Origin of the sequence: Helicobacter salomonis, from assembly GCF_900197775.1 — a bacterium.
GTDB classification, from domain to species: Bacteria; Campylobacterota; Campylobacteria; order Campylobacterales; family Helicobacteraceae; genus Helicobacter; species Helicobacter salomonis.
Genome location: NZ_FZMA01000004.1, coordinates 40,295 through 66,986 on the forward strand (window position 1 = coordinate 40,295; position 26,692 = coordinate 66,986).

General features: G+C 44.7%; 23 protein-coding genes, 4 tRNA genes and 1 pseudogene. 26 read left to right on the forward strand and 2 right to left on the reverse strand.

Translation table 11 applies throughout. The features are described 5' to 3' along the window. Positions 1-59 precede the first annotated feature (59 nt). The 11 genes from C6H04_RS01205 to C6H04_RS01255 all read left to right on the forward strand — a co-directional run bounded on the left by C6H04_RS01205 (position 60) and on the right by C6H04_RS01255 (position 7,986). Positions 60-1,076 (forward strand): ABC transporter permease, encoded by a 1,017-nt coding sequence (locus C6H04_RS01205; protein ID WP_104695648.1) that lies wholly within the window; start codon positions 60-62, stop codon positions 1,074-1,076. A gap of 4 nt (positions 1,077-1,080) precedes the next feature. Beyond that, positions 1,081-2,637, forward strand: coding sequence for a dipeptide ABC transporter ATP-binding protein (locus C6H04_RS01210; RefSeq protein WP_411710052.1), 1,557 nt, complete (start codon positions 1,081-1,083; stop codon positions 2,635-2,637). Between the two features lie 13 nt (positions 2,638-2,650). Beyond that, a tRNA-Gly gene (locus tag C6H04_RS01215) sits at positions 2,651-2,725 on the forward strand. 24 nt (positions 2,726-2,749) lie between these two features. Next, positions 2,750-3,061 carry a TRL-like family protein gene (locus tag C6H04_RS01220; protein WP_104732101.1) on the forward strand — a complete coding sequence of 104 codons (312 nt, stop codon included), beginning with the start codon at positions 2,750-2,752 and terminating at the stop codon, positions 3,059-3,061. Positions 3,062-3,096: 35 nt separating this feature from the next. Then, a tRNA-Leu gene (locus tag C6H04_RS01225) sits at positions 3,097-3,183 on the forward strand. Between the two features lies 1 nt (position 3,184). Further along, positions 3,185-3,259 (forward strand) — tRNA-Cys (locus C6H04_RS01230). 30 nt (positions 3,260-3,289) lie between these two features. After that, positions 3,290-3,377: transfer RNA gene (locus C6H04_RS01235), tRNA-Ser, on the forward strand. A gap of 20 nt (positions 3,378-3,397) precedes the next feature. Continuing rightward, positions 3,398-4,906: a Na+/H+ antiporter NhaC family protein gene (locus C6H04_RS01240; RefSeq protein WP_104732102.1), complete on the forward strand. Its 1,509-nt coding sequence runs from the start codon at positions 3,398-3,400 to the stop codon at positions 4,904-4,906. 143 nt (positions 4,907-5,049) lie between these two features. Then, the gene (gene adhP, locus C6H04_RS01245) at positions 5,050-6,096 is read left to right on the forward strand and encodes an alcohol dehydrogenase AdhP (RefSeq protein WP_104732103.1); all 1,047 of its coding nucleotides are present in this window, start codon (positions 5,050-5,052) and stop codon (positions 6,094-6,096) included. Positions 6,097-6,112: 16 nt separating this feature from the next. Continuing rightward, positions 6,113-7,618 carry an aldehyde dehydrogenase family protein gene (locus tag C6H04_RS01250; RefSeq protein WP_104732104.1) on the forward strand — a complete coding sequence of 502 codons (1,506 nt, stop codon included), beginning with the start codon at positions 6,113-6,115 and terminating at the stop codon, positions 7,616-7,618. Then, the gene (locus C6H04_RS01255; protein ID WP_104732105.1) at positions 7,618-7,986 is read left to right on the forward strand and encodes a DUF779 domain-containing protein; all 369 of its coding nucleotides are present in this window, start codon (positions 7,618-7,620) and stop codon (positions 7,984-7,986) included. The genes C6H04_RS01250 and C6H04_RS01255 overlap by 1 nt, the downstream gene beginning before the upstream one ends. Before the next feature lie 175 nt (positions 7,987-8,161). Here the strand turns inward: C6H04_RS01255 and C6H04_RS01260 are convergent, their stop codons facing one another. After that, positions 8,162-8,551 carry a DUF1104 domain-containing protein gene (locus tag C6H04_RS01260; protein ID WP_104695634.1) on the reverse strand — a complete coding sequence of 130 codons (390 nt, stop codon included), beginning with the start codon at positions 8,549-8,551 and terminating at the stop codon, positions 8,162-8,164. A 107-nt stretch (positions 8,552-8,658) separates the two neighbouring features. Here C6H04_RS01260 and C6H04_RS08260 point away from each other — a divergent pair, with 107 nt between their 5' ends. The 3 genes from C6H04_RS08260 (at position 8,659) to C6H04_RS01265 (ending at position 10,414) form a co-directional block, all read left to right on the forward strand. Then, entirely contained in the window at positions 8,659-8,781 is a 123-nt protein-coding gene (locus tag C6H04_RS08260) for a hypothetical protein (protein ID WP_267892213.1), read from the forward strand. Positions 8,782-9,139: 358 nt separating this feature from the next. Next, complete coding sequence (locus tag C6H04_RS07875; protein WP_158652989.1) at positions 9,140-9,355, forward strand: hypothetical protein; 216 nt, start codon at positions 9,140-9,142, stop codon at positions 9,353-9,355. Positions 9,356-9,661: 306 nt separating this feature from the next. Then, entirely contained in the window at positions 9,662-10,414 is a 753-nt protein-coding gene (locus C6H04_RS01265) for a hypothetical protein (protein WP_104732106.1), read from the forward strand. On the opposite strand, the gene C6H04_RS01270 is transcribed toward C6H04_RS01265, so the two are convergent. Then, positions 10,402-11,739, reverse strand: a complete 1,338-nt coding sequence (locus C6H04_RS01270; protein WP_158653800.1) for a tetratricopeptide repeat protein — start codon at positions 11,737-11,739, stop codon at positions 10,402-10,404. The two genes, C6H04_RS01265 and C6H04_RS01270, sit on opposite strands and share 13 nt — an antisense overlap. Before the next feature lie 72 nt (positions 11,740-11,811). On the opposite strand from C6H04_RS01270, the gene C6H04_RS01275 reads away from it, so the two are divergent. The 12 genes and pseudogenes from C6H04_RS01275 to C6H04_RS01330 all read left to right on the forward strand — a co-directional run. Then, on the forward strand, positions 11,812-12,549 hold the full coding sequence (locus C6H04_RS01275; protein ID WP_104732108.1) for a hypothetical protein: 738 nt from the start codon (positions 11,812-11,814) through the stop codon (positions 12,547-12,549). 625 nt (positions 12,550-13,174) lie between these two features. After that, positions 13,175-15,097 carry a hypothetical protein gene (locus C6H04_RS01280; RefSeq protein ID WP_233711808.1) on the forward strand — a complete coding sequence of 641 codons (1,923 nt, stop codon included), beginning with the start codon at positions 13,175-13,177 and terminating at the stop codon, positions 15,095-15,097. A 57-nt stretch (positions 15,098-15,154) separates the two neighbouring features. After that, complete coding sequence (locus tag C6H04_RS01285) at positions 15,155-17,110, forward strand: hypothetical protein (RefSeq protein ID WP_104732109.1); 1,956 nt, start codon at positions 15,155-15,157, stop codon at positions 17,108-17,110. Further along, the gene (locus tag C6H04_RS08060; RefSeq protein WP_233711809.1) at positions 17,107-18,327 is read left to right on the forward strand and encodes a hypothetical protein; all 1,221 of its coding nucleotides are present in this window, start codon (positions 17,107-17,109) and stop codon (positions 18,325-18,327) included. The genes C6H04_RS01285 and C6H04_RS08060 overlap by 4 nt, the downstream gene beginning before the upstream one ends. After that, positions 18,328-20,457 (forward strand): glycoside hydrolase, encoded by a 2,130-nt coding sequence (locus tag C6H04_RS01295; protein ID WP_104732110.1) that lies wholly within the window; start codon positions 18,328-18,330, stop codon positions 20,455-20,457. It begins immediately after the preceding gene. Continuing rightward, positions 20,454-21,698 (forward strand): tRNA methyltransferase, encoded by a 1,245-nt coding sequence (locus tag C6H04_RS08065; RefSeq protein WP_233711810.1) that lies wholly within the window; start codon positions 20,454-20,456, stop codon positions 21,696-21,698. Before C6H04_RS01295 ends, C6H04_RS08065 begins: the two co-directional genes overlap by 4 nt. Further along, entirely contained in the window at positions 21,695-22,807 is a 1,113-nt protein-coding gene (locus C6H04_RS01305; protein ID WP_104732111.1) for a hypothetical protein, read from the forward strand. The genes C6H04_RS08065 and C6H04_RS01305 overlap by 4 nt, the downstream gene beginning before the upstream one ends. Positions 22,808-22,809: 2 nt before the next feature. Then, the gene (locus C6H04_RS07970) at positions 22,810-24,009 is read left to right on the forward strand and encodes a tRNA methyltransferase (protein WP_199767064.1); all 1,200 of its coding nucleotides are present in this window, start codon (positions 22,810-22,812) and stop codon (positions 24,007-24,009) included. Positions 24,010-24,082: 73 nt separating this feature from the next. After that, the gene (locus tag C6H04_RS01315) at positions 24,083-24,652 is read left to right on the forward strand and encodes a hypothetical protein (RefSeq protein ID WP_104732112.1); all 570 of its coding nucleotides are present in this window, start codon (positions 24,083-24,085) and stop codon (positions 24,650-24,652) included. 159 nt (positions 24,653-24,811) lie between these two features. Next, the gene (locus C6H04_RS01320; protein WP_233710518.1) at positions 24,812-25,093 is read left to right on the forward strand and encodes an iron transporter; all 282 of its coding nucleotides are present in this window, start codon (positions 24,812-24,814) and stop codon (positions 25,091-25,093) included. An 18-nt stretch (positions 25,094-25,111) separates the two neighbouring features. Beyond that, positions 25,112-25,540: a tetratricopeptide repeat protein gene (locus C6H04_RS01325; protein ID WP_233711811.1), complete on the forward strand. Its 429-nt coding sequence runs from the start codon at positions 25,112-25,114 to the stop codon at positions 25,538-25,540. An 88-nt stretch (positions 25,541-25,628) separates the two neighbouring features. Next, positions 25,629-26,692, forward strand: a pseudogene (locus tag C6H04_RS01330) (hypothetical protein); the annotation flags it as partial.

The following is a 26,692-nucleotide window of genomic DNA, read 5'->3' on the forward strand; positions in this document are numbered from 1 at the left end:
GCTTGGCTTTAGTAAGCGCGGTAATTTTTAGACATTCCATAAGTGATTAAGGGGCTATTGTGGTAGATGTGCATGCGAGGCGCTGGCGGGCGTTTAAGGACAACAGACGGGCGTTGTGGGCACTCATTATTTTCATTGTTCTCTTTGTGCTCTGCTTAGGGGCGGAATTGTGGGTGAATGACAAGCCCCTATTTATCTATAAAGACCACAAAGCCTACTTCCCTATTTTTAAAGATTATCCAGAAACCACCTTTGGGGGGGATTTTTACACCAGCGCGGATTACAACGATCCTTATGTCAAAAATCATTTGCTCAAAGATGCTTTTGTGATCCGCCCCCTCATTCCCTATTCCTATGACACTATTGTGATGGATTTAAAGCAGAGCGCACCCACGCCCCCTAGCTGGGAACATTGGCTGGGCACAGATGATCAAGCCCGCGATGTGTTGGCGAGATTAGTCTATGGGTATCGGGTTTCCATTCTCTTTGCACTCTTGCTGAGTGCCTTTAGCGTGGTGGTGGGGGTGGCTGTGGGGGCATTGCAGGGCTATTATGGCGGACTCTTAGACCTCTTGGGGCAACGCTTCATTGAGATTTGGAGTGGGATTCCCATGCTCTTTTTGCTCATCATTCTCTCTAGCATGTTCACCCCCAGCTTTTGGTGGCTTTTACTCTTGGTACTAGCCTTTTCTTGGATGGGTTTAGCCCAAGTGGTGCGCACAGAGTTTTTAAGAGGGCGCAACATGGACTATGTCAGGGCTTCTTATGCGCTAGGGGTGAGCGATGCGCGCGTGATCTTTTACCACATCTTACCCAATGCGATGGTGGCCACTACAACCTATATCCCCTTTATCATGGCTGGGAGTATCGGAGCGTTGGCGAGCCTCGATTTCTTGGGTTTTGGCATGCCCATTGGGAGCGCGTCCTTAGGAGAGCTTTTAGAGCAGGGCAAAAACAATCTCTACGCCCCGCATTTGGCCCTTGTAGGCTTTTTTGCCATCGCGCTATTGTTATCCATCTTGGTTTTCATTGGGGAAGGAGTGAGAGATGCCTTTGATGCCACCAACTTCAAATAAACCTTTGCTACGCCTAGATCGCGTGCATGCAAAGGTGGGAGAAGATTTTTTGCTCAAAGACATTAATTTGAGCGTAGAGCCAGGGCAGAGGGTAGCCTTAGTGGGGGAGAGTGGGAGCGGGAAGAGTTCACTTGCCCGCCTCATTTTGCAGCTTGTGCCCTTTGTGCGCCCTTTAAGCGGGAAAGTTCTCTTTGAAAATACCGACCTGCTCACCCTCAAACCCACTGCCCTGCGCAATATTCGGGGCAAGGATATCGCCTACATCGCCCAAGAGCCCCTAAGTGCGCTCAACCCCCTACACAAGATCAAAACCCAAATTACCGAGAGTTTGCGCCTACATAAAACCTATCCCAAACAAGAATTTACTACGCGTCTTGAGGAAGTGATGAATCAGGTAGGCTTAGGGCTGGATTTGTTAGAACGCTACCCCTACCAACTCAGCGGGGGGCAAAACCAGCGTGTGGCGATTGCCATGAGCATTATCAACCGCCCCAAACTTCTAATTTGCGACGAGCCCACCACTGCCCTAGACGCGCAAGTGCAATTACAAATTTTAGAACTACTCAAAACTCTAAGCGTGCAAAACCAAATGGCGATCTTGCTTATCAGCCATGATCTAGGCGCGGTGCAGTGGTTAGCTGAGTATGTTTATGTCTTGCAAGGGGGGCAATTATGCGAGCACAACGATCTCAATACCCTATTTACCTGCCCTACTCATCCCACCACCCAAATGCTCTTAGAAGCCCGCCACCTGCTACGCAAAAAAAGCTTAGAACAAGGGGAAGAAACCCTAAGATTGCAAAATTTTGGAGTGCATTATGTGCAAAAACGCTTTTTGGGAGCTCATAAGGTGCGCGTTGCTATCCAGGGGGTGAATTTAAACCTGCATGCTAGGCAGACTCTAGGGATCATCGGAGAGTCTGGCAGTGGAAAAAGCTCGCTAGCTTTAGGAATTTTAAAACTCATCGCCTCCGTGGGCGAGCAATTTGTGCTAGGCCAAAGCGTGCACCAGCTCAATCGCAAGACCTTTAAACCTTTTAGAAAATCTCTACAAATGGTATTTCAAAATCCCTATGCCTCGCTAAATCCACGCTGGAGCGTGCAAGAGATTTTGCTAGAAGCCTTTCATGGGGCAGGCATTAAGGGGAGTGTGGAGGTGGCCCAAAAGAGTTTAGAGGCGGTGGGCTTGGAAGCCAAACATTTAACATACTACCCCTTTGAGCTCAGTGGTGGGCAACGCCAGAGGGTAGCCATCGCGCGTGCGATTATTGTGCACCCGCAGGTGGTTGTGATGGATGAACCTACTTCCGCACTGGACAAGAGTATGCAAAAGGTGGTATTGGGCTTGCTACTGGAGCTACAAGAAAAGCTCAATCTGAGCTATCTGTTTATCAGCCATGATTTAGATGTAATTGAAAGCATTTGCGACTCTGTTTTGGTAGTAGAAAAGGGGCAGGTGATAGAGAGTGGGAGTGTGGCGGATGTCTTTAATGCGCCAAAACATCCTTATACTAAGAGACTTTTAGAAACGCGGCTTGACTTTTTAGATAAGTCCTGCTAAAATTGTGGTTTTTGCGGGAATAGCTCAGTGGTAGAGCACGACCTTGCCAAGGTCGGGGCCGCGGGTTCGATCCCCGTTTCCCGCTCCATTTTTGATTTTAGAGAGGCAATTGATGTTGCGTGTGGCTAAGCTTGCGGGTGTGGGTGCGTGCGCGGGAATTTTGATGGCGGGTTGTGCGTCGCCTTTTCCTTTGGGTAACCTTTTTACAGGTGTTAAGCTTCCAGTTTCAGGCAATGGTGAATCTGGATCTAAAACCGGTGAAGCCAGTTGTGGTAGTATCCTTGGCCTCTTCGCTTTCGGGGATTGTTCTGTAGAAAAAGCGGCTAAAGAAGGTGGCATTAAAACCATTAAGTCAGTGGATCGTAAAGTTTTCAATGTAATTGGGCTTTATGGCCACTACACGACTATTGTAAAGGGCGATTAAACACCCTTTAAACACCGTTGCAACGGCGTTTGCACGCCCAGGTGGTGGAATAGGTAGACACAAGGGACTTAAAATCCCTCGGTAGCAATACCGTGCCGGTTCAAGTCCGGCTTTGGGCACCATGGCGACATAGCCAAGTGGTAAGGCATGGGTCTGCAAAACCTTGATTCCCCGGTTCGAATCCGGGTGTCGCCTCCAGATTTACCACGCTAATTTTTGCATTTGTCGCGGGAGATGGCTGAGTGGTTGAAAGCGGCGGTCTTGAAAACCGTTGAGGGTCACACCTCCGGGGGTTCGAATCCCTCTCTCCCGGCCAGCTTCTATTGATAGGCATCCATGGGTCATTCCGTCCTTAGTCTCTCTGTTCCCCTGTTTGTTATTTTCATGGTAATCTTTACTAAACGCGTCGCACTCTCGCTTTTCAGTGGCATGGTGCTGAGCGCACTGCTCATGACCAATGGGCATTTGTGGGATATTGTCCTCTACATTTACCACAAAATTGGTGCTGTTTTTTATCACACCACGCCCCAGGGCGTGCAACTAAATTTGAATAGTCTATTCGTCTTTGGTTTTCTAATTATCCTAGGTATTTTAAGCCAGATTATCGCTGCCTCTGGGGCGATCAATTCCTTTGTGCAACGGGCTAGAACCTATGTTAAAAACGCGCGCCAATCAGAGGGTATCGCCCTCTTTGCGGGCCTAGTAATTTTTATTGATGACTATTTTAATGCGCTCATTGTGGGCCAAATTAGCAAGTCTCTCAACGATGCCCATCAAAGTAGTCGGGAGCGTTTGGCTTATATCATCGACTCCACCTCTGCGCCCGTGTGCTTACTAGTGCCCATCTCTAGTTGGGGGGCTTATATCGTGGGGGTGATGCAAAATGAGGGTTCACCCTTGCTCAAAGATAGCTTTGCACTGCTCTTGAGTAGTATTGGATGCAATTACTACGCATGGTTTGCCATTTTCGCCGTGTTTTTGACCATTGTGTGGCAAATTAACTTGCCTGCCATGCAGAAATATCAAAATGTTGGTGTAAAAGATTTTCAAAAGTTTGATCTAGCAAAGCGCACGCAAAATGCCCCCATCTCCGTATTACTCCTGAGTATCATCACACTCATCATGAGCATTACAACCCTGATTATCTACACGGGATATAGTGCCAGCGATCACAAGGATTTATTGAGCATTTTTCAAAATACAGACACCGCCTTTGCCCTCTTTTTTGGTGGTCTTTTTTCTCTAGGATCTGGGGCGATCTTGGCATATCGATATTTACCCAAAAAAGCTTTTCCTTCCCTCTTCATCAAGGGTTTTAAGAGTATGATTGGAGCAATCTGGGTTTTAATCTTGGCGTGGGCTATTGGGCCGATGATTCGCGATGATTTGCAAACAGGACTGTATTTAGCTAGTTTAATCCAGCATTTTCAAGGGGTGTTTTTGCTCATGCCCTTGCTTTTATTTCTCATCTCAGGTTTCATCGCTTTTAGCACGGGTACAAGTTGGGGAGCGTTTGCTATCATGTTGCCCATTGGAGCAGGGATGGTAAGTGTGGTGGGGGGGGATATTGTGCTGGTTGTTGCCGCAATCTTGAGCGGAGCGGTTTATGGCGATCACGCCTCCCCTATTTCTGACACAACCATTCTCTCTGCTACTGGGGCTGGTTGCTCGGTGCAGAGTCATTTTTTAACCCAGTTGCCCTATGCCACTCTCACAGCCGGATGTGCGATGATAGCCTTCTTGGTGGCCTCACTCACTCTCTCCAAAGCAATAGGGTTTTTAGTAGGTTTGGGATTGCTCATGGGACTTTTCTATTTTCTCAGGTGCGCCCACTCCGTGCGTTAAATAACTTCCTACGCACACGATTTGGAATTACAATTTGTAACGACAAGCGGGTATTTTTTTCGCTTGGCAATCTTTGTTTACTGATAGTGTTAACTAGACTAGATACAACATTTTCACATTGGGAATATAACTAAGGAGCGATTATGAGCAAAAAGATGAAGGCCGCGGTGGTCAAACAATTTGGAGGTCCCCTCTTTGTAGAAGAAGTAGATGTCCCAAAAGTTGGAGAGGGGGATGTTTTGGTCAAGATTGAGGCGTGTGGGGTCTGCCATACCGATCTGCATGCTATAGATGGAGATTGGCCCGTTAAACCAAAATTGCCTCTCATCCCCGGGCATGAAGGTGTGGGTTATGTGGTAGAGGTAGGCAAGGGTGTCAAGCATATTAAGGAAGGCGATGCAGTGGGCATTCCCTGGCTTTATAGCGCATGCGGGCATTGCACCCACTGTATGGCTGGCTGGGAGACTCTGTGTGAAAAACAAGACAATGCGGGGTATTCTGTCAATGGTGGGTATGCGGAATACGCTTTGGCTGACGCTAACTATGTTGGTGTGCTCAAAAAAGACACTAACTTTTTAAACATCGCTCCCATTTTGTGCGCTGGGGTTACGGTGTATAAGGGACTTAAAATGACAGACACCAAGCCCGGGCAGTGGGTTACCATCTCTGGCATTGGCGGACTGGGGCATTTAGCCGTGCAATATGCCAAAGCGATGGGCTTGAATGTAGCTGCGGTGGATGTTTCTGATGACAAGCTAGAGTTAGCCAAAAAATACGGGGCTAGCGTGGTGGCTAATGCTAAAGATCTAGGCGAACAGGGCACGATTGATAAAATCGTAAAAGAAACAGAAGGGGGCACACATGGGGTTTTGGTAACCGCTGTGCACCCTGTAGCCTTTAAACAAGCTCTGGGTTTTGTGCGCCGTGGGGGGACCGTGGCGATGAATGGGCTACCTCCGGGTGATTTTCCCGTGAATATCTTTAATCTCATTTTAAATGGTATCACTCTGCGTGGCTCCATTGTGGGCACACGCTTAGATCTGCAAGAAGCCATTAACTTTGCTGAGGAACAGAAGGTCAAAGCCCATGTGGCTCCTGCCAAGCTTGAAGACATCAATGCCATTTTTGATCGCATGAAAAAAGGCGCGATCGATGGGCGTATGGTGCTAGATTTTCGCCATGGACATTAATTTAAGGAGAAGATGTATGAGTATTTACAAAGACAGTAAGCAAATTTTCAAGCCCCGTTATGAAAACTACATTGGCGGGGAGTGGGTCAAACCTGTAAAGGGACAATACAAATCCAATAAGAGCCCCATCAATGGAGAAGTGCTCTGTGAAGTGCCCCTATCCTCTGCGGAGGACATTGAAAAGGCTTTGGATGCCGCCCACAAGGCTAAGGACGCATGGGCAGCCACCCCTGTGGATGCTAGGGCACGCGTGTTATTCCAGATTGCTGATAGAATGGAAGCCAACTTAGAAAAGCTTGCGTATGCGGAAACTTGGGACAATGGCAAACCCATTAGAGAGACACTGAACGCGGATATTCCCCTAGCCATTGATCATTTCCGCTATTTTGCCAGCTGTATCCGTGCCCAAGAGGGAGGTATTAGCGACATCAATCCGGAACTCGTGGCCTACCATTTTCACGAACCTTTGGGTGTAGTAGGGCAAATTATCCCTTGGAACTTCCCCTTGTTGATGGCCGCTTGGAAGTTTGCCCCTGCTCTAGCTGCAGGCAATACTTTGGTGCTCAAACCTGCTTCAGCCACGCCCGCTAGTCTGTTGGTGCTTTTAGAGATTATTGGGGATTTGCTCCCCGCTGGAGTGGTGAATGTGGTCAATGGCAGTGGGGGACAGATTGGCAAACATCTCGCCACCAGCCCCAAAATTTCTAAAGTCGCTTTCACCGGCTCGACGGCTGTAGGGAGGCAGATCATGCAATTTGCTACCGAAAATATCATCCCCTGCACGCTTGAGCTGGGAGGCAAGAGTCCCAATATTTTCTTCCCGGATATTTACGAGCACGAAGATGCATTTTTAGACAAGGCCATTGAGGGCTTGGTGCTCTTTGCACTCAATCAAGGGGAGGTGTGTACCTGCCCCTCGCGCGCTTTAGTGCATGAAAAGATCTATGACTCTTTTATTCAAAAGGTCTTAGAACGGGTCAAAGCGATCAAAATGGGTAATCCGCTCGAGCTAGACACCATGATGGGTGCACAAGTGGATGAAAACCAAGTTAACACTATCTTAAACTATATGCAAGTGGCCAAAGAGGAGGGTGCAGAGTGCCTCATTGGTGGGGGTAAAAACCACGTAAAGGGGCTAGAAAATGGTTGTTACATCCAGCCCACCATCTACAAGGGGCATAATAAAATGCGCATCTTCCAAGAAGAGATTTTTGGCCCCGTCTTAGCCTTGACTACCTTTAAAGACGAAAAAGAAGCTTTAGAAATTGCTAATGATACCATGTTTGGCTTGGGCGCAGCGGTGTGGACAAGGGACATCAACCGCGCTTATCATTTTGGGCGCGCGATCAAAGCCGGGCGTGTGTGGACCAACTGCTACCATGTCTATCCCGCCCACGCCGCCTTTGGGGGTTATAAGCAAAGTGGAATTGGGCGCGAGGGGCATAAAATGATGCTCGAACACTACCAACAGACTAAAAATATTTTGGTCAGCTACAGCCCCAATAAGCTAGGATTCTTCTAATGCCTGAGCGCGTAATAGCCACCCCACAAGCCCGCGATTTTATCGCACAGCTTAAAATTGCTCATCCGGGGGGTTTTATTTTCTACCACTCCTGTGGGTGCTGTGAGGGGAGTGTGGTGTATGCCTATGCTAAAGAGGATTTTAAGCTTGGGCAAAATGATGTGTGCTTGGGGGAGGTGGAAGGGGTGGGCTTCTACCTGCACACCAAACAACAAGAATATCAAGGGCATACCCAGCTCATTTTAGATGTGCAGGATATCGAAGGGAGCGAATTTTCCATAGAATATGGCACGGGTAAAAGCTTTAATCTCAAAAGCCGCGTATTCACTCCCCAAGAGTTGACACAATTAGAAGCTCAAAGGGCCTAAATCTCTCTCAAGCCATGGGAATGCTTGGCCACATGCAAGTAAAAGGCACAATGTACAAGGGTTGGGGCGTCAACCCTTGGAGTGGAAACCACAAAAATCCCCTGCGAGATGGGTTTTGGATAATACCATAACTCTTAGGGGGAGTAGCTCCCAGTTTTCAGCTGTAGATGATGTATCAAATGGAGGCGGCGCACCAAACACGGCGCTCCTTACCCGTGCAGATATCTATGTTTAAACCCATCGCCTCAAGCTCTTTGGGGCTGTGTTTCTTTTTCATCTTAGCTAAATGCCTGCGTACCTGCTCGCGCATGTGGGAAAACTCTTTCCAACTCATCTTTTTTAAATTTGTTTGAGCGCTTTGGCTAAACGCCTCTTTAAACTCTTTCTGGTGCTCTTCATCAAGTGCCCTCAAGCGTTTCACCACTTCCATCCTGTAATTTAGAGCCTGACTAGCCGGAAGAGTGCCTGCGATTTTAATGAGCTGCTCATCGCTCAACTTAGTAAAATCCTGCCCCCAAGCCAGCCCCGTAGCCAAAGAAGCCAACATTAAGGCGCGTTTGTACATGTTCATCCTTTCAATGTATTGTCCAAACATTGTAACATGGATTGCGCGCATTGTAAATTTGGTCTTTTTTAGAACCTTTAAGCTGCAATGCCCAGCAAAGAATCAAAATGGATAAAGAATGGGGTTATTGGCTTTATGTGCAAGGCGAAACTATCAAGTTTTTCCCCGACCTCTCTGAGGAAGACATCAATGCCTATTTTGCTATCAAACATCCTAAAACTCCTCAATAATTTACTCTGAGTTTAAAAATCCAAACTACACCAAAACCCATGAGAGATACACAAAAGACTTTTGCGAGGGTGTCAGTTTTTATCTTTAATCTATGCCTTTCTTGGCACAGCCTACACGCCTTAGAACCCAAAGAGCGCAAGCGGTGGTGAAAAAATAGATGGATGGCTATTGGAAAGAATATTGGAGAGAACATGGGTATACAACTCAAGATCCCAATCTATGCACTTTTTTTGATAACGCACAATGGGTAGCGACCATCCATGACAACATAAATTCACACACGGGGACAAAAATCTCCATGATAAACCCAATAAGACGGATTCCTATACTTTGATTTTTTATCAGGGTTGTACTGCGTTGAATTCCGCTAGACCCGCTCCTGATGGTCTACACGCATGCGTGGGCATTTTACACAATGGGCAATTATCTAAGGGATGTTTCTCAGATGCAATTATATCCATTAAGGTTAAAAATAATCTCTTGGTTGTCTCGAAGGAAGCCGCAGACCTTGTAGACGATCACTACTACAAAGACCAATACGCTTTTAAAATGTTAAGTGGGCGTTTTACCTAAAAACTTATAGCACAAAGGTTTTTTTCTGCCACGACTCCGATCTACAAGGATACCCCCATGGAGATGCTAGCAAGGCAAGGAGGGGCTGGATGATTTCCTAGGAACATATGCAGACAACGGATACGGAGATTTTGGTAATGCTACGCTCTTGTATAAGTTAAGGCTTGCATGCTTTGCAAAAGGTAGGTGCAAGTTTCTCAATTTCAAGGCACTGCAAGAGGCATGCAAAAAGTATAGCTCAGATTCAGAGCGGGATCACTGCCTTTTTAGTGCCGACTAGAAGAACATGGACAAACAAGGAACAAAATGAAATTTCTCATCTTTCTACTATTAACCTTACTCTTAAATGCTACGGATAATACAGACGATGGCGAGATTGTTAGCGATGGGTCTTACAAAATTCTACATGCTAAAAACACAGAATACATTATCACTCAAGGCGATGTTTCTGACTCCAAAGTTTTAAAGGTCAATACAGATTTAAAGGACTCTCAAGGGCGTTCCTTTTGGGATAAGGTCTTTGTCTATAATCCTAAGGATTGCCAGAAACTCATAAAACTAGACCCTAATAACCCACAAGAAATGGAGGATTACCCGGGGTATTTTCTTTACTACAAGCCTACCTTATTGCTAGCAACTAGAGAAGGTCCTAACCCTGAATCTCCGGGTTTAGCGCGCGTCCTTGATGTCAAACTCAAAGACGATGTTTTTACCATAACACCCATTTTGCTATGGGAGTTCTTGAGTGCTTTAAAAGGCGATTTAGCAAAATCCCAACGGCTACACATTTGGTATAGTGATGATGATTGGTATCCGCCCAATCCACCCTTCAGCGGTTGGATGATCAGAAGACTTAAGTTTTTAGATGACCGCACAGCCACTTATGCCCTAGATGCTAAGGGCAAGCATACAGACGATGTCTATCGCCCCTTTAAATACGCTAATAGCAAAACCATTCCCAACCTCCATATCTGCCCCTACAGCGCAAAAACTCTCTTAGAAGCCATCCAAAAGAGACATCCGGAGTGGAAAAGCGATTCCTCACCTCACTCACAATAATCATCCAAGTCCTCTCCCACACACAAAATATCCCTCCCATGCCCCTCGTATGCGCGCGCTTTTTTGGCATCTTTTGGCACCCCCAAGCCTTTTTTGTACAATTTTGCTAACGATAGATAACAATAGGCATTCCCCATGTCTGCGCATTTTTGGTAGTAATGTGCTGCCTTTTTGTAATCGCGTGGGATGCGGGGAGTATAGGAGGGTGGTGCAGGAACTTTTTGGTACTCTTCCCAGTTCCTATAAAACAAGCCACCATAAAAATAGGTGTCGCCTAATTCTTTATAGCTATAGTCATCTCCCAAAGCCCCCGCTAATGTTAAATACTCCACACTCTTTTTAAATGCGCCCGCACAGCTCTTGAATGTCTCATATTCACACTTTCCTTGATACATCCCTGCCAAGCTTGCATACCCCAGCGCGTCCCCTAACTCCCCTGCCTTTTTGTAATACTCCATAGCTTTATTCTCATCTACATACTGTCCCATGTTGGTGTAGGCATTGGCATTCCCCATAGCCGCCGCCTTTTGAAAATACGCCACCGCTTTATGCCTATTTTCTAGGATAGTCCCCGTGCTAAGATTGCTGCTCTCATCTTGATAAATCAATCCCAGCTCATTATAGGCTTGGCTATCCCCCTTTGCCCCTGCTTTTTCTAGCACCGCTACTGCCTTAAGATAGTATTGCTTGGCTTTTTTAAAACTACGCTCAAATCTGAAATCGCCCGCAGCATGATAGTAGCCTAGTGTTGTGTAGGCATTAAAGTCGCCCATCTCCCCCGCCTTTTCAAGATAAGACGACCCCTTTTGAAAAATTTTTTGCTTGTATTGGACTTCTTGGGAGTATTGGCTAAAGTCTTTAAGACTGCAAGTATGGTTGCTCCATTGAACTCTAAGATAAAGAAATCCAACTCTTTCATAGATATCTGCCCTCTTTGGGTTCAACTCTAGGGCTTTGTTAGCATATGACAGTGCTTTCTCGCAAGCAAAAGGCTCTCCCTTAGCATTTTTGGCTATTCTGCCATCTGCGACCATGTCTGCTAGCTCAAGATAGGCATCTGCTATCCCCATCTCTCCGGCTTTCTTAAAGTAGTTAAAGGCTTTTTTGCCCTTTATATCCATATTTACATATTGCCCATAGTAATACATCAATCCCAAATGATAGAACGCCTGCGCCTCTCCTCTTTGTGCCCCTTGTTTGTAAAGTCTAAAGGCTTTGGGGTAGTCTTTTCTCTTGTAAGCTGCCTCTGCTTGTTCTAAAAGTGTTGCCTGAGCGCCCAGCACACCCACCACTAAAAGCACCACGATAAGATATTTTCTTAACATTATCATCTCCTAATTGTTTGAGAATTAAACCAAAGGACTTAAACTTTTTAGATAACTACCATAGGTTTTAGAATGATGAGATTAGTTAAAATTTGTCTTATGTGGATAAGTTGGATTGCCCTAATTTACGCCCAAGAAGCCACCCCAACCCAAATTGATTTCCCCGGGCATGTCAATTCTGAGTGCGTTTTAAAATTTATCTCTTTAGTGGAGCATAGCTCTTTTAATTTCAAGCAGTGGGATAGCGATCACAAGGGCATTAAGTGGCTTAAAGGTCATATCTCCTACTACATAGACACATGGGATCAAGACCGTATTATGGCTAAATTGTATTTCAACTGGCAACAAGACCCCAAGCACCCTAGATTCTTAGGCACGGGCACCATAGGTTGGGCAAACTATAATCTTAAAACGCACACATTGCAAGATTTATACGGAGATAATCTCGCTTTCCCCTTACAATACGCCCGCCAACTAGAAACATGTTTGCAATTTTGCGACGCCAGCCAAACTAAAACCTTGCAGGCACGCTTTAAAGATCAAAATCTGCAAATCCACCCCCTAAAAGTCATCACGGGCAAGGGCAGGGCGTATTTTTACTCTGCTCCTAATAAGCATTGCAAGATCAACAATCTCTTTTTAATCCCCAAAGATAGGGTATATCTTTTACAACAACAAGGCGCATTTGCTTTTGTAGCTTTTAGGCGTAAAAATGGGGAGATTGTTAAGTTGTGGATCAAGAGTGTCAGAATATCAAGCTTACCCCAATCACAACAAGGCTTAAAAAACATGAGTAAGAACGACAAATAGACAGGATTTATCACAAATAATTAATAGCAAAGGAGTTTAGATGCGCTATGTTATTGGCACTAGATATGATGAATCAATCAAGTGCCCTTATTCCAAACCTTTAAGCCTAAACCCCCCAAGAAGCGCATTTATTAAGGACGATCAAGGCGTATGAAACCATGCAAGTTTTGCTAGTTTTGAGTGGGAGCATTCCCGGATTTTAATTGTGCAGAGACTTTAAATGTTCCCGTCCCTAACACTACCACAAGCGTGCAGAGTTTTTAAACTTATGGGATTTTGTCTATACCCCTCTATTTAAAAAAACGCCAAGAGGGCGTGGATATTCTCAAGACCTTAGAAAACTTGCCAGAAAGCCAACCAATGAATAAAAATGTGAGGGCAGACTTAAAGATTTTTTAAACAGATCAGACTTAGACAACCTCCTAGAACTCTTGACTTTTCTACTCTATTTGGAGGCAAGTGAAACAAAAGTAGCGCCTGATTACACAAAGAGTTTTGATGAAAATAGGCAAAAAACTTACCGCGTTTTCAGCTAAAAGTTCTTGGGCATGGATTTTAATTAGAGGTCTACTACGATTTGCTAGACTCTGATGATGAATCTTTGGAACAACAAAAGGGCTAAAAGATGCGCGCACATATTAAGAGATTATGGGCGAAGCAACCTCCCTCCAAGAGCGAAGAGCATTACTCCGATTCCAAGTTTTTAAACACGCTAAAACACCTCTTAATCTTGTGGGGTTTGTGCTTGGCATGGCTTGTGGCTGAGGAGACAATAAAGATCGATGGGCAAGCCATCTTAGAACAAAACCACATTCTAGGCAAGGTGGTTAAATCTGTGGATACTGATAGTTTTAAGGTGCTTGTTGTAGATTACAAGGGCAAATGGGCGGCATGGTGGGTGGATAAAAGAGACCTTGAGCTAGCCAATAAACCCCTCCCTAGCGACTATGGTTATGGTTCGCATGTTAGCCAAACATACGATGAAATAGCCGCCCACAACCAAGCCATGCCCCTAAAGATGTACCAACTCCTCATCAGTGGGGCAAAAAATCCTCAGGCACACACACCTGTTTTTAAAGAAACCTTGCTTTCTTTAAAACCCTTGCAGGGCACGCCTTGGAAGAGTGTTATCTTTGATGGTCCGAGTGTGTGGCTGATGGACACAACTACCACCCAAGCTATAGAAGTGCAACAAGCCTTTGGAGAACATGCCACTCTCTTTAATGAAATCAATACGCATGCCCAAGAATTACGCGCTAAAAACGCCCCCCTCCTCTTTGGCTCTTTTTTTAAAGTGCTGCCTAAACCCTGTTTAGATCACTTCCCCTCAACAAACCCCCAAGCCCCCGATCTCTATTTCATTTTGAGTTTTGGGCATAACCACAAAAATCTCTACCAACGCACGCAAGAAATCCTTAAAAAATTCCCCACCATTATCAAGCACTACCGCGTGCATGTTTTCCTTATAAACAATGTGGGGGAGTTGTCTGCAACTTACCACTACTTCAAAGAAAGATTCCATGCCACCTCTACTAAAGGTGCTTGTAAGATACCACATGGCCCCCTAGAAGAAGTGCCTAAAGGTGCTGAAGAAGTGGGCAATACGGGTAGAGATTGGCAAACATTTCTCTTTGGCGTTATAGACAACAGCCGCCACGAACTTGCAAGAAACCCCAATAAAACAGGGGCATATTTACACAACAACAACCCCACTCCACTTATTTACAATCCTAAAATAGGGCTCATCAGCGCGCGCGATTTTTTAAAGAGTTTAGACACTCCTAAACCCCCTACAAAAGCGCAGGGTCTAGATGCTTACAAGATTTTAAAAAAGGCTAACTTGAGTCATGCGCCTTTCCAAATCACGCTCTTGCAAGACAAGCAAAGCTATGATAAAAGCGTGTGGTTTTACAGCCCACAAGCCAAGCTGTGGTTTAAGCCCGGGCGTGTGCGTGGGTTGCATAAAGACGATCAAGCTCTCTTGAATGATTTGAAAGAGGAGGCATCGGGCTATAATTATGTGAAGACCTATGCCAAACCCCTAAAAACCTTTTTTAGCAAAGCCCACACCATCGATCTTGTGCCTAAAAATGCTAAGAGAGGTTTTTATGTGATTGTGCAGGCTTCGCCCGATTTTACTGATGACCTTGCAAAGAGTAATAACACCCCCATCAACCTAGTTTCTAAAATCCTAGAAAAGTTCCAACAAGGGAATGCGATGCATGTCATTTTAGTGGGATCATTGAACCGATTGCCCGTTTATGATTGTGGCGAATACTATTGTAATGGGAATGACGACACTAGGGTTGCTGAGGCTTGTTTTAATGCAGTTAGCAAAGCACGCAACATGGCTGAAAAACTCAATGTGATAAAAAAAGGTTGTGGCATTCATGGAGAGGATGGCTACTCTTATTTCAAAAATAAAGAGCCCGGGAAGAGTGCCATTGCTCATAACACCACCAATTTAATAGATGATGGCAATGGCATGTTGGAAGTCCAAGGCTGGAATCATTTGAATGAGTTATTGCCAGACCCTAATCAAGAGTAAGCTAGGACTAGCACACTCCAAGGATTTTAATTAAAACTTTAAAACAAGGATTAGACAATGTGCAGAAATATTAAACGATTATCTAAGTTTTTACACACACTCAAGTGTCTTTTGATCTTATGGAGCTTGTGTTTGGCATGCCTTGTGGCTAAGAAGATACAAGGGATCGATGGGCAAGCTATTCTAGAGCAAAATCACATTCTAGGCAAGGTGGTTAAATCTGTGGAAACAAGTCTATATCACGATGGTTACTCTTATAGTCCGGGTTATAAAATGCTCATCGTGGATTACAAGGGCAAATGGAGCGCGTGGTGGATAGATAAACAGACGCTTAGGCTGACTAATAAAAGACCAGATAATTACTATGGCGCTCTCCCAGACAATGAAATAGCAGCTCACAACCAAGCCATGCCCTTAAAGATGTATAACCTCCTGACAAACACGAAAGGCACTTCTTTCACTAATTTTATTGACTTTGATGAAACCCTACTTTCTTTAAAGCCCTTGCAAGGCACGGATTGGCAGAGTGCTACTTTTGATGGCCCTAGTGTGTGGCTTATGGATGAAAACACCACCCAAGCCATAGAAGTTACGCAAGCTTTTGGAGATAATGCTGCTCTTTTTAATCAAATCAACACGCGTGCCCAGCAATTAGATGCCAAAAACGCCCCCCTTCTCTTTGGCTCTTTTTTTGAGGTGTTGCCTAAATCCTGTTTGGATCACTTCCCCTCTACTAACCCCAAAGCCCCCGATCTCTATCTTGTTTTAAATTTTGATAATTCTGATCTGCATTACACCAATCTCTACCAACGCACCAAAGAAATCCTTGACAAATTCCCCATCATTGTAAAACGCTACCGCGTGCATGTCTTTGCCTTAGAGCGGGACATTAGCTATTGTGATACGCAAGAGGTGAGCGATAAACCAGATCCCTATGGCAACTATAACACCTTTGATCAAGCCCACCCTCCCTGTGAAACTCTTTTTAAAACTTACCAACAGCTTAAAGAACAATTCCACGCCACTTCCATTAAAGGCGCTTGTGGTGTCCCCGATGGTCCGCTCGCAGAAGAACCCAAAGGTTCTAAAAAAGTGGGCGATACGGGCAGAGGTTGGGAGACCTTTCTCTTTGGCATTGCAGAAAAACACAATGAGACACCGGGATATATAGACAACAACAACCCCACCCCCTATATTTACAACCCTAAAATAGGGCTCATCAGCGCGCGTGATTTTTTACAGAGTTTAGACACCCCTATGGGAAATAAGCCTCCCAAAAAAGCGCAGGATTTGAGTGCCTACAAGGTTGTAAAAAAGGCTAGCTTGAGACATGCCCCCTTTCAAATCGTGTTGCTCCAAGACAAACAAAACCATGAGCAAAGTGTGTGGCTTTACAGCCCACAAGCCAAGCTGTGGTTCAAACCCGGGCGTGTGCGTAAGTTGCATAAAAACGATCAAATCCTTTTAGGCGATTTTAAAGAGGAAGCATCCGCTTATAATTATGTGAAAGCCTACGCCAAACCCCTAAAAACCTTTTTTAAAAAAGCCCATAGAATCGATTTAGTGCCTAAAAACGCCAAGAGAGATTTTTATGTAATCATGTCGTTTGCATCCACGGACTATGGGCTTGCAGCCAGTGAGGATGCCACCACCGATCTAGATTCTCAGATCCTAGCAAAAGTCCAACAAGGGGATGCGGTGCATATCATTTTAGTGGGATCGCTCGCCCAACTCCCCACTAATGATTGTGGCGATACGGTTTGTGATGATGAGGAGCTAAATTGGGTCGCCAGCACTTGTTTTAATAAAGTCAGCAGGGCACATGGTCTTGCTGCAAAGCTCGAGGCTTTTAAAGGATGCACTTATGAGGGCGATCCCACAGAACCCGGGCAGAATATCATTAATGACAACACCGCTAATTTAACAGACATTGCAGGCATGCTTGAGGCACAAGCGTGGAGGCATTTTAATGAGCTGTTGCCCGATCCCGATCAAATAAAGAAGTTTCAATGATCCGCTTCATCTGTATCCTTTTATGCATCAGCCCCCTATGGGCTATAGATGTTAATTTGGTCCAAGAAATGCAACAAGCCCGCGCGCTGATGGTTAAAATCTACCACCAAGCTTTCAAAGAGCGTTGCGATCGCATGGATAATGACATAGTCTATTCAAATGCCATGCAAAAAGGAGCACCAACCCTTGTCAAGCACCTAAAAGCCTTTGTCAATCACATCCCGCTTTTACAAGCCCTCACACCCAAAGACCCCAAACAAGCCCAAGCCATCAAGGCACTTAAGACTTTTGAAATGTTTAACCTCGCTACCCTTTTGCACGACTTTATCCCTGATATGGAATGTAGAGATGATTCTCCCGAGCGTGTTTATCCCTTTGATACTAAAAAGAAAACTTTAAAATTTTTAAAGGGCATCGAGCTGATCTACACCCCTTTGATTGAAGCGTATCATCAGGGTTTAGACATCACAGATTATTTACAGACATTGCAAGCCAAGCTTGACTCACCATGTTTATATAGCTACTTGGGCGATCTGGGAACTCAAGAAGATATTTTAAACATGACTAAAGGCGCGAAGACTCCGACTATGCGCCATTTTTTTAAAGATTTTAAATCCATCGGTGCGTGCAACGCTCTCATTAATAGCCGATATAACGGCTTTAGTTTTGATGTAGATTCTGACCCCGAAAACTTTTTACAAACCCAGATCATCCGTTCTATGGGTGCTAATGTGCAACAAGATTTACAATTATGGGCAAATTATTACGATGCGCGCGTTCTTGCTTTCTTGGGGGATTATGAAGATCAGTACGATTCCAACATGGAAAATTATTGGCATGTTGTTAGCAATGTGCACGAAATAAAAAACCCTTCTGGTGTTCCTTTATTTTTTGTAGTACGTGGCCTCGATGTCTATGCGGTTAAAACGGCAATAAATGGCATGAAAACCGCGATGCAAATGATTCTCCCTAAAACCCCCACACCCTGCTTGCAACCCCAGTATTTAAACCAAGAGGCTAAGGCAGTGTGCCTACAAATCTTTGAGCAACACACCTATGACCCCAAACCCTTACAAAAATACCTAAAATCCCTGCGCCTGCTCTCCATTGACAACGCCCCCTGTGTGTATCTTAATTCTAAGGACAAGCTCCAAACTTTTAAATCTAGTGATGTGCTGTGCTTAGCATTGCAAAAGCATTTAGAAAAAGGACTTTAAATGATCCGCTTGCTTCTCTTAGCTCTCTTGCTCTTAAATCTACAGGGTAAAGAAAATGTATTAACCATCACAATTCCTATGGAAAAACCCAAAGAATCCCAAAACGCCCAATTTTTTAAGGCGGCAAAGAGCCTCTATGATTCGCTCGTAAATGCCCACAATAGCGCCTTAAAAGTGGCTCTTAAGGCAGAATGCGTGCCTAGCCAAATGGACCAATCGGCGATGACCCCACAGGTCGTGGCACGGCGTTACAAAACATGGATGAATCTAGCTATCCAAATGGTAGACCATGTGCCCTTTATGCAACGCCTAAAACATCTCCCGCTTTACCCGCAAATTAGAGGCTTTGAGGCTTTGCACGCCTTTGGCTTGGTGCGGGCTAAGATTCCTGAAGTGGGCTGCGATCAAGCCCTCTACGAAGGCACCCCACCCATAAAGCCCCTTGAAGCCCAAAAACTCTTCAACACCCTGCAACACAATTTCAAGTTTTACTACACCCTGCTACTCAATCTCTCTAAACAGGGCTTGTCCCTAGAAACTTTCTTAAAGCAATTGACTTGGTCGCCCTTTTCCTATTACCAAGGCACCCTCGTTGATAATCTCAACTTTACCTCCAAGGACTCGAATGCCAAATACAAAGAGCTAGAAAACATGTTAGCCAAGGACTCCTCGCCTACGATCGCCCGCATTAACACCATTAAGGCGGGTTTGGATAATTTCTTATTTGACTCCGATTATGGCATTGCCTATGAAGAAGAACGCGCCTACTACAAACAGCTCCAAACCATTTTAGGCGTGAGCCTGTATGACATGCAGCTTTTGAAAGATTATTATGCTTACCGCTTTGGCATATGGTTAAAAGGTGTGCGTCAGCTTAGCCCCTCTCAACCCCCCGCCCCTTTGGATCGCGTGGGTTTCTATGCATGTCTTAAGGACTCTACAACAGACACCCTAGCATGCCAAGCCTTGTTACAAAATCCCGGTATAGATTTTTACAATTACTTCCGGCGTGTCCGCCTCATCACCTTTGGCGATGAGCCCTGCCTCTATCTCACCCCCCAAAACACGATTCAAACCTTCCCCTCCAAAGACCCCCTTTGTCAGAGCCTACAGGCAAACCCGCCTCAAATGGGGATGGTTGTGCCAACTCGCATGATTCAAGTCTTCCAAAACGCCCAAGATGCCTTGCTACGCATGATCAATGAAGCCCCCCACGGCCTCAAACCCTTTAACGCCAGCCTGCAAGCCATTTTGCAAGCCACACCCCTAGCGACCCTAAAAGGCGAGTGGCACCATGTGCTAGATTACGAACGCCTGCACCTTTTCACCATGTTAAGGGGGTCGTTGGGCTCTATGAGCTTTAACTCAAGGCTCTACTATCCCGACCTCGTTTCTGCCCCTATGTTGGCGTATAATTACCTCCACAGAATTAACTTTTTCTACACCCCCTTAATTAAAGCCGTCCAACTTGGCTTAGACCTAAATGAGTATTTTAAAAATCTCCAACAATCCGCCCCACACAACACCTACCCATGCAAAAAAAACGATTCTTGCACACGCCCTAAGAATACCCCCAAGAGCCCATGGCTTGAAGATTTTAGAAGCGCCAAGGCGGGGAGTTACTTTGTGATGCGCTATGAGCCTAATTTCTCCAGCGAAGATTTTATCGCGATCCAATGGACTCTACCCCTATGGACGCTGGCATGGGATGAAAAGCGGGGGTATTTATTTTATGGGGATTTAGCCAAATGGTGGACTCCTAAAGAGGCCCCGCTATGGGATTTGCATTATAAAAACCGCATTGAGGCGTTTTTTACCAACCAAGACATTTACACAGACACGCTATTACACCCCGAAAAAGTCTCTGCCGATCGCCTGCACACACACCCCACCGCCTGCCTGCAACCCCAGTATTTAAACAAGGTCGCTAACGCCACCTGCTTGCAAGCTTTTAAAGAACATACCTACGACCCCAAACCCTTGCAAAAATACCTAAAATCCTTGCGTTTAGTGTCTATTGACAACGCCCCATGTGTGTATCTCAACGCCAGCGACAAACTCCAGCTTTTTAAATCCAGCAATGCCCTATGTCTAGCCTTGCAAACTAACCTCAAAAAGGAATACAAATGATCCGTCTTTTGCTCTTAGCTCTCTTGCTCTTAAACCTACAGGCAAAAGATAAGGTCTTGACCATCGCGATTCCCATGGAAAAACCCCAAGAATCCAAAAACGCCCCCTTTTTCAAGGCATTTAAAGCCCTCCATGACTACATGGATAAAGGCAATCAAGACGCTGTGGGCAACCCTGATGCAGATGAGAGATGGGATTACATGAGCATTGCGTGGGGCATTTCAGACTACATCAAGGGTGTCATCCCTTTAGCCCAAACAGCGATCCAGAAAATGCCCTTAATCCAAGAGTTTAAGCCCAAGAATAAAGCAGAAACGCAGTTTTTGGCGCATTTAAAACAACGGGAGATGTTGCGCGCGCTAGATAGTATCGGTCTGTATCAACCTAGTGCCAATCAGCCTAAAAGTGCCGCGCTAGCCCAAGCATTCTTAGACACCGCTAACTTCCTCTATGCCCCGCTTTTCAACGCCCACAAGCTAGGATTAGATGTCATCGCCTACATTAAAGAGCTCCAGCATATATTGGTCGATGAAAAGAAGTGCCACCCCGCCCCCTTTGCCCCTAACAATTATTGCAATGATAAAAAAACCTGTGCGGGCTGTGTTTATGACATCATTGCAACAGCCTATGATGAAGACATTTCTAACGATAAAGTCTTAGAACAACTGCATACAGACATCGAAAACATGGCGGCTTCTTATGGGTTTTTCCAACAAGAGATCGGATCCCGCAATTTATGGGAACGCTTAACGATCCTCAACATCTTTGGCGATGATGAAGATAAATATTTTGTTGCCAACGATGGCAAACAAGAAGAGATGCCGCCCTCTTATTATGCAGATGATGATTCCTATGCAGATATGTTGGGCAAACACCAAAAACGCATAGACCCCAACCACCTCTCTACCCTCTATCTGGCCCGTCTCCTAGCCCTAAGCTACAACGCCCCCTTTTACGCCCACCTCAAAGACAACCCCATAACTATTCTAAAAGACCACCCCACCATGTGCTTAAGCCCCAAATATTTAAGCCCCAAATCACAGCAAACCTGCTTACAACTCTTTCAAGAGCAAACCTACAACGCTAAGGACATTCAAGAGCAATTACACCTCGTGCGTTTGATTTCTATTGATGATAGCCCTTGTGTGTATTTAGACCCTAAGGATAAGCTACAAGTGTTTAAGTCTGACAATGCGATCTGTTTGGCGTTGCAAAAATCATATTCTGGAGAACATCCATGAAAAGACACTTGTTTTGTATAGTTTGCTTTTTAAGCGCGTGGGTTTGTAGTTTAGACGCATTCCCCGGCTATTCTTGTGATAGTGCAAGTGTCAATAAAATATTCAACGGCGCGCTTAAAGAACACATTGAACAGGAACAGATAGCGCGCGCTCACATTCTTTTTGACACACACCTAAGCCCTGAGCAAATCCAAGAACGCCTAAAAATCTTTGATCGGGAACAATTTTCAAAGTTTTTAGCAATCGCCCGCCCTCTTATTGATTCATTGGATATCTTTAAAAAAGCCCCCCTCTCGCCTTTTTTAACCTCTTTTAAAAACTTTAGTGTGCTCGTGCTTTATACAACCGCTTATAGCATGTTTCCTCAATATAGCGACTTCACAACGCGCGATTGTGGTGATTTTCCTAGCGCCCTTAAACTTCTCTATACCTCTTTTGAGCGCGCCCACAAACTAGGCTTAGATCCCTTAAGTTACACAAAAGCCTTCCCCACACTCCACCCTTGCGCGCACACCCTTTGTAGCTACTTGAGTGATTTAACCAACAGCGCAGATCCTTTTACAAACCTTTGGAACACGCGCTTTGCTGATGAGCCCACAGAGATCGATACGATGGACGCCCCCGACATAGATGATTTGTGGGGCAATATACGCTATGCATGGCTACTCATCCAGCTTTACCAAACCCCACCCCTCCTAGAAACTCTGCTAAACGATCCCCACTTAAAAGCCCTCAAAAATGCAGGCATCTTCACAGGTCTGTGGTGGTTACACCATATCCAATTCTATATCTCTGCACTCTTTAATGAAAAGTATCCTAACTTCAGAACTTCATCTGATTTAAGCCCCCAACAGATCATTTCAAAACACCCCCAACTCTGTTTATACCCCCAATACCTCACCGACAAGTCCGAGGACCTCTGTTTAAAGAATTTAAAAAACCCTTCTAAGAGCACTTTAGAGAGCTGGCAAACCTACCTCAAAACCGCCCGTCTTGTTAATATCGATGACACCCCCTGCATGTATCTAAACCCTCAGGGTAAAATCCAAGCGTTCAAGTCCGACAATGCGATCTGTTTAGCATTGCAAAACAACTTAACAAAAGAATAAAAATGATCCGCTTGCTTCTCTTAGCTCTCTTAGCTTTAAATCTACAGGCTAAAGAAGATGTATTGACCATCATGATTCAAATAGACAACCCCAAAGAATCCCAAAACGCCCCATTTTTCAAGGCGTTTAAAGCGCTTAAAACTTACTTTGATCGCTCTGTAGATCGCATACAAAAAGAGTATGCGCAGACAAAAGAGCCTGATAATCCTAGAGCCTATAGTCTAAGAGATTTAGCATACATTACAGCGCAATACACAGATGCCTCCATCCCCCTAGCCAAAGCTGTAGTAGCACAAATACCCTTACTTCAAGAGTTTAAACCCAAAAACCAAAGAGAAGAGCTTTTCTTAGCCCATGTTAGGGATATGGAAATGCTCCATGCCCTAGATGTGCTCGATTCTCTCATTAATTGCTATAGTTGCCAACCAAAAGCTACAGCCCACATCTTTTTAGATGTGATTGCCTTTCTTTATGCGCCTCTCATTAACGCCCACAAAGCTGGGCTAGATGTGATCGCCTATCTCCAACAACTCCACAAGGGAATTTCTCAAAAACAACTCTATGGGAGCATCCAAAAGATCGGAGACTTCAATATGGCAAGAGTTGATGAAAAACTGCTAAAACACATTGTCCCCCACAAGCCTTTTAGAAAACGCTTAGTCCAAGATATGGATCGTGCAGAGACACTGATGGGGATTTCTAGGCAAGAGTGGGGTTTTTGGGCACTCTCAGTTTTGGACACAAGATTAGGCGGTAGCTTGGATGCAGATCGCGATGATTTGGTGCTCAATGATCAAGGGCTAAGCGAGTTTTTAGAGCAAAACGCCCAGCGCATAGACCCCGAACATCTCTTTGATCTCTACGCAACACGGATAATCCCACTAGAGCGCAACGCCCCTTTTTACGATCTCTTAAAAAATGACGACCCCAAGACTTTAAAAGACACGCTCAAAGACCACCCCACCATGTGTCTAAGCCCCAAGTATTTAAGCCCCAAATCACAGCAAACCTGCCTACAACTCTTCCAAGCCCAAACCTATAACGCTAAAGACATTCAAGAGCAATTACACCTTGTGCGCCTTGTCTCCATTGATGATAGTCCTTGTATGTATTTAGACCCTAAGGATAAGCTACAAATTTTTAAGTCTAGTAATGCACTGTGTTTGGCGTTGCAAAAATCAGATTTCAGAGAACATCTATGAAAAGACGATTGTTTTTATAGGTTCTCTGATCTTAAGAGCTGTAGAGTGGGCAGAAAAGTCGCCAAGGATTCTCATGGACAAATTATTTATTATTAAACAAGCTCTGCATGTTGCCAATACATTTGTGTTCTTTTCTATTGTCAGCGACATGATGACCCCTAACCACCCTCATGGGATAGGAGCTGGAATAGCAGACATGCTATTTGGCTTGTATGCCTACCTAGGCGCTCTTATTCTGGTGCTATGCCCTAAAAAACGCATTTCTCTAGGAATCATCGCTCTAGGATTTGTGCTGTGTTACTATACAGATAAGCCTCCCATGAAGTATATGGGATACATCACATCGAGTGTAGGGGCTCTCATTTTTTGGGCATATTTTGGGGATAAAAAATGGTGGCTTTTCCCCATTCCGCTTTTAATCAGCATTGTTTTTTCCTCATCCGGGTGGCTTAAATTGGGTTCAGTATCGGGGATACTGCTAATGTATGTCCTCCTGCTTTTTCCCGTGCTCTGCACATATCTCATTAGAAACGCCCATTGGTATTTGAGGTTCTTGGGCGCTCTGGTTGCTACATGGTTTTTTTTGTATATATTAATTGTTTTCAAACCTTTAAAGTATTTAGGGCCATATATTGGGACTTAAGTTTGCGTTCTCTATTTTGCTCCATGCCTGCTTTCTGTGCTCATGCCCGTTTTAATTCATAAATCTTAGTGTTGTAGATAGTGATGTTAGCGATGCAGACATTTTTTAGGGAAAAATTGCAGATGAAGTTAAAAAGCTTTGGTGTGCAGGGTAGTGTGCATGGATGTTAAAACATTTTTCTTAGGGCTGGTCTTAGTACCCATGCCCTTTATCACTTTATTTATGTGCGGTGTGGTGGGCGCGTGGCTGGCTAAGGATTGCCATTCGCATTTAGCAGTGTTTAGTGAAGTAATTTTAGGCCTTTTGTCCTTTCTGCCTATTGTGCAGATTTACGAATACACGAGTTGGTCCTTTAGTTGCGCACTGAGTGGGTTTTTTAATGGTTTGGTGGTGGCAGGTGAGTTTTACATGGGGCTGGGGATTTTAAGCCCGTCTTGTTAGAGCTAATAAGGAGATTTCTTGGATCAAAGTGATCGACGATTTGGTTTGGTGTTAGGGGGATTATTCTTGTGTGGGGTTTTGGTGTGGTGTGTTTTACACTTTTTTGGAGGGGAGACAACAGATCCATATTCCTCTTCCTACTATTCTATGGCCAAAGAGGCTTACAAGAACAAAGACTATGCCAAAGCCTTCCAATACTTCCAAAAAGCACTGGAGATGGGAGATAGCGCTGCTTATTATGGCTTGGGACACATGTATCAATACGGAAAGGGTGTTCCTCAAGATTATGAAAAATCTATACAGAACTTTCAAAACTATGTTAGAGCTCTGATGCACTTTCAAAGAGCTTGCGACATGGGAGTAAAGACAAGCTGTGCTACAGCTAAGAGACTAAGAAGGATAGATGATGAACTAGAAAGGATTGAACGCCCCAATTGGCCAAGATAAAAATACATCTCAGAACAAGAGAAAATGTGTGCGTTTTGGAATAACGATGATGGGTGACACTACAAAAACATTTACAAAGGAGTTTAAAATGCGCTTAAAGCTAGCGGCCTTATTGCTTGTGGGCTTCATCCACGCATCGCCTGCCAAATGGCTTTCACAAATGGAGGTTTTGCAGGCTAAGGTGTTGGAGAGCTACGCTATTTCTAGTGATGTGCGCTCTAGGCACGGATCACGGAGATTAGAGCAAGAGCCTTTAAAAAGCTCTTTAGAGCAAAAAGCCCAAGAAATCCGCGCTCTAGCCCAAAATTTCATCCAAGAAATGCCACTCTTAAAGATTCTAAAACCTAATAAAACCCTTAAAATTTTAAGCCAAGCCCAGCTTTTAGAGTTACTCAATGGCTCTATGCCAAAAGCCAGAAACAAGGCGGGTCAATACCAAGCCCTCAGCACTCCCCAAGCCAATTTGGAATTGTTTTTGTCTCTGCTAGAAATCTATCAGCCTCTAGTGGCATTGCAAGAACAGGGCGTGTATTTTTTAGAGATTAGGCAACACTTACCCCTCCAAAAGCCCAAACCCCAAGATAATTTCGTTATGGGGCTTGCCTTCAAAGTCAATATACTCAAGAACTTAGGCAAGCAAACCATAAAAGTGCCCCAATCTCAATTTGTGGTTTATGGGCTTAGCGCAGAGTTGTGGGATCATCCTAATAAATTGCAAACATACGCCCCCCACGATCCCAAACTAGACACTTCTTTAAAGCAGGTCCTAGCTTACCAGTTATCCCGATCTTGGAGCGATATTCAAGATTGGGGCTTTTATATCGATCAGGTCTTTGATGTGGATCAACCTAGATCGCCCCAAAAACCCTTAAAATTATCTGCCATTGTGCAAAGACCTAGTGTGTGCTTGCTAGGCACACTCCTAGACCCTTTGTCCTACCAAACCTGCCTCAATGCCTTTAAAAAGCCTCCAGCCAATCTCTATCGCAATCTAAAAAACTATTTGGTAACTCAACGCCTTTTAAATGTGGAGAATACTCCTTGTGTATATCTAAATCCGCAGACTAAACTCCAAACTTTTAAGTCTAGTAATGCAATCTGTTTGGCGTTGCAAAAGCACTTGACAGAGGAGTGTGAACCACCCACCAAAGA

What these genes read in the sequence shown, in the direction of transcription:
- C6H04_RS08260 (WP_267892213.1), top strand. Translation starts at nt 8,659, where the DNA reads ATGGATAAAGAATGGGGTTATTGGCTTTATGTGCAAGGCGAAACTATC.
- C6H04_RS01295 (WP_104732110.1), top strand. Translation starts at nt 18,328, where the DNA reads ATGATCCGCTTGCTTCTCTTAGCTCTCTTGCTCTTAAATCTACAGGGT.
- C6H04_RS08065 (WP_233711810.1), top strand. Translation starts at nt 20,454, where the DNA reads ATGATCCGTCTTTTGCTCTTAGCTCTCTTGCTCTTAAACCTACAGGCA.
- C6H04_RS01220 (WP_104732101.1), top strand. Translation starts at nt 2,750, where the DNA reads ATGTTGCGTGTGGCTAAGCTTGCGGGTGTGGGTGCGTGCGCGGGAATT.
- C6H04_RS01240 (WP_104732102.1), top strand. Translation starts at nt 3,398, where the DNA reads ATGGGTCATTCCGTCCTTAGTCTCTCTGTTCCCCTGTTTGTTATTTTC.
- C6H04_RS01250 (WP_104732104.1), top strand. Translation starts at nt 6,113, where the DNA reads ATGAGTATTTACAAAGACAGTAAGCAAATTTTCAAGCCCCGTTATGAA.
- C6H04_RS01275 (WP_104732108.1), top strand. Translation starts at nt 11,812, where the DNA reads ATGATGAGATTAGTTAAAATTTGTCTTATGTGGATAAGTTGGATTGCC.
- C6H04_RS08060 (WP_233711809.1), top strand. Translation starts at nt 17,107, where the DNA reads ATGATCCGCTTCATCTGTATCCTTTTATGCATCAGCCCCCTATGGGCT.
- C6H04_RS01265 (WP_104732106.1), top strand. Translation starts at nt 9,662, where the DNA reads ATGAAATTTCTCATCTTTCTACTATTAACCTTACTCTTAAATGCTACG.
- C6H04_RS07970 (WP_199767064.1), top strand. Translation starts at nt 22,810, where the DNA reads ATGATCCGCTTGCTTCTCTTAGCTCTCTTAGCTTTAAATCTACAGGCT.
- C6H04_RS01255 (WP_104732105.1), top strand. Translation starts at nt 7,618, where the DNA reads ATGCCTGAGCGCGTAATAGCCACCCCACAAGCCCGCGATTTTATCGCA.
- adhP (WP_104732103.1), top strand. Translation starts at nt 5,050, where the DNA reads ATGAGCAAAAAGATGAAGGCCGCGGTGGTCAAACAATTTGGAGGTCCC.
- C6H04_RS01270 (WP_158653800.1), bottom strand. Translation starts at nt 11,739, where the DNA reads ATGTTAAGAAAATATCTTATCGTGGTGCTTTTAGTGGTGGGTGTGCTG.
- C6H04_RS01320 (WP_233710518.1), top strand. Translation starts at nt 24,812, where the DNA reads ATGGATGTTAAAACATTTTTCTTAGGGCTGGTCTTAGTACCCATGCCC.
- C6H04_RS01280 (WP_233711808.1), top strand. Translation starts at nt 13,175, where the DNA reads ATGCGCGCACATATTAAGAGATTATGGGCGAAGCAACCTCCCTCCAAG.
- C6H04_RS01260 (WP_104695634.1), bottom strand. Translation starts at nt 8,551, where the DNA reads ATGTACAAACGCGCCTTAATGTTGGCTTCTTTGGCTACGGGGCTGGCT.
- C6H04_RS01305 (WP_104732111.1), top strand. Translation starts at nt 21,695, where the DNA reads ATGAAAAGACACTTGTTTTGTATAGTTTGCTTTTTAAGCGCGTGGGTT.
- C6H04_RS01285 (WP_104732109.1), top strand. Translation starts at nt 15,155, where the DNA reads ATGTGCAGAAATATTAAACGATTATCTAAGTTTTTACACACACTCAAG.
- C6H04_RS01315 (WP_104732112.1), top strand. Translation starts at nt 24,083, where the DNA reads ATGGACAAATTATTTATTATTAAACAAGCTCTGCATGTTGCCAATACA.